The 5,805-nt window shown below is 61.5% G+C and carries 7 protein-coding genes; 6 read left to right on the top strand and 1 reads right to left on the bottom strand.

Annotated features, from left to right (window positions below; genetic code table 11):
- The first annotated feature begins 110 nt into the window (after positions 1 to 110).
- The 6 genes from ACX12L_RS22660 (at position 111) to ACX12L_RS22685 (ending at position 5,088) form a co-directional block, all read left to right on the top strand.
- Positions 111 to 611 carry a beta propeller repeat protein gene (locus ACX12L_RS22660; protein ID WP_459264545.1) on the top strand — a complete coding sequence of 167 codons (501 nt, stop codon included), beginning with the start codon at positions 111 to 113 and terminating at the stop codon, positions 609 to 611.
- Positions 604 to 738 (top strand): hypothetical protein, encoded by a 135-nt coding sequence (locus ACX12L_RS22665; protein ID WP_256376568.1) that lies wholly within the window; start codon positions 604 to 606, stop codon positions 736 to 738. Before ACX12L_RS22660 ends, ACX12L_RS22665 begins: the two co-directional genes overlap by 8 nt.
- 40 nt (positions 739 to 778) lie before the next feature.
- Positions 779 to 2,431 carry a multicopper oxidase family protein gene (locus ACX12L_RS22670; protein WP_172206888.1) on the top strand — a complete coding sequence of 551 codons (1,653 nt, stop codon included), beginning with the start codon at positions 779 to 781 and terminating at the stop codon, positions 2,429 to 2,431.
- Between the two features lie 7 nt (positions 2,432 to 2,438).
- A complete protein-coding gene (locus ACX12L_RS22675) occupies positions 2,439 to 2,831 on the top strand; it encodes a peroxiredoxin family protein (protein ID WP_172206889.1) in 393 nt (130 codons plus the stop codon).
- 135 nt (positions 2,832 to 2,966) lie between these two features.
- A protein-coding gene (locus ACX12L_RS22680; protein ID WP_414017085.1) for an IS3 family transposase occupies positions 2,967 to 4,099 on the top strand; the annotation gives its coding sequence in 2 pieces (ribosomal slippage) (positions 2,967 to 3,216 and positions 3,216 to 4,099; 1,134 coding nt in all).
- Positions 4,100 to 4,191: 92 nt separating this feature from the next.
- On the top strand, positions 4,192 to 5,088 hold the full coding sequence (locus ACX12L_RS22685; RefSeq protein ID WP_201395554.1) for a LysR family transcriptional regulator: 897 nt from the start codon (positions 4,192 to 4,194) through the stop codon (positions 5,086 to 5,088).
- A gap of 20 nt (positions 5,089 to 5,108) precedes the next feature.
- On the opposite strand, the gene ACX12L_RS22690 is transcribed toward ACX12L_RS22685, so the two are convergent.
- The gene (locus ACX12L_RS22690) at positions 5,109 to 5,402 is read right to left on the bottom strand and encodes a helix-turn-helix domain-containing protein (RefSeq protein ID WP_172206891.1); all 294 of its coding nucleotides are present in this window, start codon (positions 5,400 to 5,402) and stop codon (positions 5,109 to 5,111) included.
- Between the last annotated feature and the right edge of the window lie 403 nt (positions 5,403 to 5,805).

Consider the following 5,805-nt stretch of genomic DNA (forward strand, 5'->3'; position numbering starts at 1 on the left):
TGGCCTCATTACGCCGATCCGAGACTGGCTCCAATACGGCGATCACGCCCTGGCTCCATTACGCCGGTCAGCGGGTGGCGCCTATATGCCGATCATGGAGTGGATCCAATATGCCGGTCGGTGACAACTCCCGCATGAGTCAGGCGGGCATCTACTACACGCTAAACGACGGCCTGAAGTGGACGCGCGCCGCTGCCAAGGGGTTAGGGTCCAAGCTCAACAGCCTGGCTGTGCATCCCACGGACGCCAAAGTCGTTGCGGCCGGCATGGACGACGGGCTGTATCTGTCCCGGAACTCGGCCGAGAGCTTCGAGCGGTTGGTCGGCGACAAGCAGGTACTCGCCGCGAGCTTCGATCTGGACGGGCAGCATCTGTGGTTTGGCAGCTATGCAGGCAAGGCGGCGCTGGCGAGGATCACATTGAAGGCCGGCTCCAAAGCCGAAGAGGTCCCGATCCCGGCACTGACGCAGGATGCTGTGGCATACATCGCGCAGAACCCTGCCCGACGGGCCGAGATCGCCATCGCGACCTTCAAGCGGAGTGTTTTTGTCAGCAAGGACCAGGGGCGCACCTGGACGCAGATCGCGAAGGAAGGAGTGACCCATGAGTGACTCGAGCGGCGGCGTACTTAAGATCGTTGTGATCGTGCTCGCGGTCATCGGAGGCATTGCCATCCTGGGTGTGATCGGCATGGTCGTGATGCATTTCGGCATGATGGGTCGGATGGGCGGTTGGTAGGCGCAGCCGCCGCACTTGAACCCGATCGGAGACTTCCCGCATGAATCAACAAAGACGCCGCATCCTGATGCATTCCGCGACAGCTGTGGCTGTCGCCGCGCTCGGCCTGCCAGAGGTCAGCGCAAGAGCCGGCGGCGAGGAGCCCGCCGCGGCCAACATCGACGTCCACATCGAACTGCACGCGATGCAGGACAGTGTCGCCATCCGCCCGGGGGCACAGACGCAGGTGTGGCGTTACCAGGGCAAGCTGCTGCGCGGCGATGCGAACACGCTTGACGCATCGGCCGGCACTTACCTGGGGCCCATCATCCGCGTGCACCGGGGTCAGCGCGTGCGCATCGACTTGATCAACGAGTTGCCGGAGTCGACCATCATTCATTGGCACGGGCTGCACGTGCCGGAACCCATGGATGGCCATCCGCGCTACGCGATCGCGCCGGGCGCGCGCTACGTCTACGAGTTCACGGTCGTGAACCGGGCCGGCAGCTACTGGTTTCACCCGCACCCCCATGGCCGGACGGGCAAGCAGGTCTACTTCGGCCTGGCAGGCCTGTTCCTGGTCAGCGATGACGAGGAAGCGGCCCTGGAACTTCCCACGGGTTCTTATGACCTCCCGCTGGTCCTGCAGGACCGGACATTCGACGACGACAACCAATTTGTCTACCTGTCGCAGAGCCCGGCCGGCGCGGCCGCGGAGAGCTCGCAAGACCACGGGATGATGGGTGGCGGCGGCATGGGCGGCATGACGGACCGCGGCATGATGGGCGGCATGGGGCAAATGATGGCCCGCATGATGGGCGTGTTCGGAGACCAGATCCTCGTCAATGGCCGCCCCGATGCGAGCATGGCGGTCGAGCGCGACGCCTATCGCCTGCGCTTGTTCAATGCCTCGAACGCGCGCATCTACAAGCTGGCCTGGCATGACGGCTCGCCGCTGACGGTTATCGGGACCGATGGCGGCTTGCTGGCCGCGCCGCTGCAGCGCGACTACGTCATGCTGGCGCCGGCCGAGCGCGTCGACCTGTGGGTGGATTTCGGCCGCTGGCTGGCCGGCACCGAACTGACGCTGCAGAGTCTCGCCTTCGAGGGTGGGATGGCCATGAATGGAATGATGGGCGGCATGATGGACGAATCGGCGTTGCCCGATGGCGCACCGTTCCCTGTTCTCAAGCTGCAGATCCAGCATGGCAGGTATGACAAGCCGACGTTGCCGCCGCAGCGCCTGTCCCAGCTGCCGCGGCCAGAGCCGCGCGTTGCCGTCAACTTCAACCACCCCAAGGTGTTCAACCTCACCATGGGCATGATGACCTGGGGCATCAACGGCCACAGCTTCGACATGCTCGGCGTGAGCCCGCTGGAGACCGTCAAGCTCGGCACCCACGAGGTCTGGGAGTTTCGCAATGACGGGCAAACTGGAATGATGGGCATGGCGATGGCGCACGCGATGCACGTGCACGGGCTGCAGTTCCGGGTGATCGGGCGCTCCGTGGCTGCCGCGTTCTCGCGCCAGCAAGGCACGGTCAAGGCCGGCCTGCTCGACGAAGGCTGGAAAGACACGGTGCTGGTGATGCCCGGAGAGCGCGTGCGCATTCTGCTCGGCTTCAAGGACTACCCGGGGCTGTTCCTCTACCACTGTCACATGCTGGAGCATGAGGACTCCGGTCTGATGCGCAACTACCTCGTCCAGGCGTAGAGGCTGTGTGTGTCGCCCACTTGAATCGACTGGCCACCAGCCCTGCTGGGACCAGCTCAAGGACATCGAGTCGCACATCGATGAATTCCGGGCTCTCGGTGTCGATTCTCTGGTAAGCATCAGCACCGACCCGATCGACGCCCTGAAGGAGAAGGTAAGCAACGAGCGGTTGGCCACTCCCGTGCTTTCGGATCCCGATCTGAGCGTGTCGCGCGCCTACGACGCGAACAGCTACGGCATGATGGGCAAAAGCCACGACGGCCACACGTTCATCCTGCTCGATAAGGACGGAACAATCCTCTGGCGCGCGGACTATGGCGGCGCGCCTAAGTACACCATGTACGTTACCGTCAGGAATCTGGTCGCGGACCTGCGCCAAGGATTGCGAAAGGCACCATAGACATGATCCTGACAAAAAAATAATCCTCTGATCATCTCCTTGTCAGGAATGAAACGAATAATGAATATGACCTGCCCCCCACCAGCCGTACCACAGTAAACGAGAGAAGCCCGTCAACCCAGGAGAATGACGGACATGAAGAAGAGCAGGTTCGGCGACGAACAAATCATTGGCTTCTTGCGACAGGCCGAAGCCGGCATGGGCATCCCCGAGTTGTGCCGCAGCGGCGGCTTCAGCCAGGCCACGTTTTACAAATGGCGTGCCAAGTTCGGCGGCATGCAGGTCTCAGAGACCCAGCGCCTGCGCGAGCTTGAGAGCGAGAACGCAAAGCTCAAGAAACTGCTGGCCGAAGCCCACCTGGACATCCACGCCCTCAAGAGCGTCTTCGGGGTAAAGCGCTAGCCCCACAGGCGCGCCGCGATGCCATCCGGCAGATGATTGAGCAGCATCACCTCTCGGAGCGGCACGCCTGCCGCCTTGTGGGGCTATCCCGAGACAGCTACCGCCACCCACCGCAGCCCAGCGAGCTCAACGCCACCCTGGGTGAACAGATTCGGCAAACGGCCTTGGTGCGCCGCCGATTCGGCTACCGGCGCATCCACGACATGCTGCGCCAGCAGTTTCCGGGGGTGAACCACAAGCGCATCTATCGGCTGTACCGGCAGGCCAACCTGACGGTGAAGAAGCGCCGCAAAGTCAAACGCCCAGCGCAAGAGCGTGTGCCGCTGCAACTGGCCAGGAATATCAACGAGGTGCTGAGCATGGATTTCGTCTCGGACAGTCTGTCCAGTGGACGGCGCATCAAGTGTCTGACGGTGGTGGATGACTTCAGCAAGGAGTCCGTGGACATCACGGTGGACTACGGCATCTCGGGCCAGTACGTCACGCGCGTGCTCGACCAAGTGGCAAGGTTGCGTGGCTACCCGGCAGCAGTGCGAACGGACAATGGCCCGGAGTTCACCAGTCGGGCGTTCCTGGCCTGGACGCACAAGAACGGGATTCGGCACATCCTGATTGAGCCGGGCAAGCCCATGCAGAACGGCTACATCGAGAGCTTCAACGGCAAGTTCAGAGATGAATGCCTCAACGAGCAGTGGTTTGAATCCTTGTCACAGGCCCGGGAGTGCATTGCACATTGGCGGCGGGATTACAACGAGGTCAGGCCGCACAGCAGTTTGGGACGCATCCCGCCGGCACGATTCGCCCAGCAGCACCGCCAGCGCGCTGGCGGTGCTGCTGGCAGTGAGCAGAAACAAAACTTCGATTAACCTTCAACCCCGGACTTCTCCAATCTGTTGGCACGGTCAATGGGGGCAGGTCAAATAAGCAATACATGCAATCGACTTCGAGGGATTGATCCATGGAATTGCGACACCTTCGTTACTTTGTAGCCTTGGCGGAAGAGTTGCATTTCACGCGGGCCGCCGAGCGCCTGCATATCGAGCAGCCTCCGCTGTCCCGAGCCATTAAAGAACTTGAGGATGAATTGGGGGTGGTGCTCTTCGATCGAAATCGAAGAGGAACCCTGCTGACCTCCGCGGGTGTCGCCTTCCTGCAGGACGTTCGCAGATTGTTCACTGTCTTGGAGCAAGCGCGGGAGAATGTCAAAGCGGTAGCAGCAGGCTCGCAAGGGAGGCTGCGCATCGCCGTATCCGACGGCGCGATTGATCCTCGGCTGTCGGCGTTCCTTGCCCGTTGCCGCGAGGAAGAACCAGAAATCGAGATACGCCTGTCTGAAGTGCCGTTGGCCGAGCAGGTGCGCGGACTGCGATCAGGCGACTTCACCATCGGATTCTCACACGCCGCCGACGTGGGCGAAGGCATAGTGTCCGAACCGATCTGGCAGGACCCACTGGTGGTCGCCATGCCTCCCCGGCACCCGCTGCTGTCGCACAAGAAGGTTCCTCTGCATGAACTCGCGTGCCATCCTCTGGTGCTATGTGACCCGCAGGTATGCGAAGGCTACTGCCGCGAGCTGGCCCGGCTGTTGCGGCCGCTGGAGCGCGAGCCCAATGTCGCCGAGCATGTGACTTCGCTGGACATGATGCTCACCCTGGTTGGCGCAGGCTATGGTGTCGGCTTCACCACGGCGGCCAGGATCGCGGTCAGCCAGCGTCCAGACGTGGTAATCCGTCCCTTGGCCGTTGATTCAGCGGTTATCACCACCTACCTGCTTCGGCCCGACAGCGACGACTTGTCGGAGTCGCTGGAGCGATTTATCGTTCGCCTGCGCGCGCAATCAGGCGACTGCTGCTGAGGCCCTCCAGGAGGGTCAGCTCACGTATCGATTTTAGTACGGAGGTTTTGCTCTGTTGCTGCCATCAGTTCGGCCGCACTGAGCCTGAGCGCCACGGAAATTCTCAGTATCAGGGGGAGCGTGGGCACATGCTCTCCACGCTCGATCTTGCCCATATGTGAGCGCGAGATATCCGCCATGGCCGCGAACTCGTCCTGAGCGATGCCTTGAGCCATGCGTGCGTCGCGCACAGCCCGCCCGAACGCCAAGGCCGGCTCGGCTTCATAGGTAGTCGTGCCAGGAGGTCGGCCGGGTTGAACAGTACGCTTCTGCATCAATAGAAGCGTCCTTCAATCCATCAAGATTAACCACGTTAAAGTTCACTCTTGACTTATGATGTTGGCTCACCTTTCCGATCTAATGTCGTTTTCCGTTAAAGACCGGAATCTTCCCGTTGAAGGCGGAATCGCCCGTTGAATTCTGGAATGAGAAGGTGAGGAGCCGGGGATGCCAGATGAGTGTCGAGCTAGGATTTTCGCTTTGATGAGAAGGGGTTGCCCAGCCCTTGGAGGTGTGAAAGCTGATGCGATGCGCCCAGGTAAGCCACCCAACTGAACAGCCCCGGATTTCGAGGAGGCACCAACTCTTGAGAAGATGGAGCCATGAACAAGTCACCGAAGTTCTCCCCGGAAGTCCGCGAGCGCGCCGTTCGCATGGTGCAGGAGCACCGAGCCGACT

This window comes from Alicycliphilus sp. T452 (assembly GCF_054512775.1).

Excerpts from the sequence above, each read along its gene's own strand:
- ACX12L_RS22660 (WP_459264545.1), top strand. The coding sequence starts at position 111 with ATGCCGGTCGGTGACAACTCCCGCATGAGTCAGGCGGGCATCTACTAC.
- ACX12L_RS22665 (WP_256376568.1), top strand. The coding sequence starts at position 604 with ATGAGTGACTCGAGCGGCGGCGTACTTAAGATCGTTGTGATCGTGCTC.
- ACX12L_RS22670 (WP_172206888.1), top strand. The coding sequence starts at position 779 with ATGAATCAACAAAGACGCCGCATCCTGATGCATTCCGCGACAGCTGTG.
- ACX12L_RS22685 (WP_201395554.1), top strand. The coding sequence starts at position 4,192 with ATGGAATTGCGACACCTTCGTTACTTTGTAGCCTTGGCGGAAGAGTTG.
- ACX12L_RS22690 (WP_172206891.1), bottom strand. The coding sequence starts at position 5,402 with ATGCAGAAGCGTACTGTTCAACCCGGCCGACCTCCTGGCACGACTACC.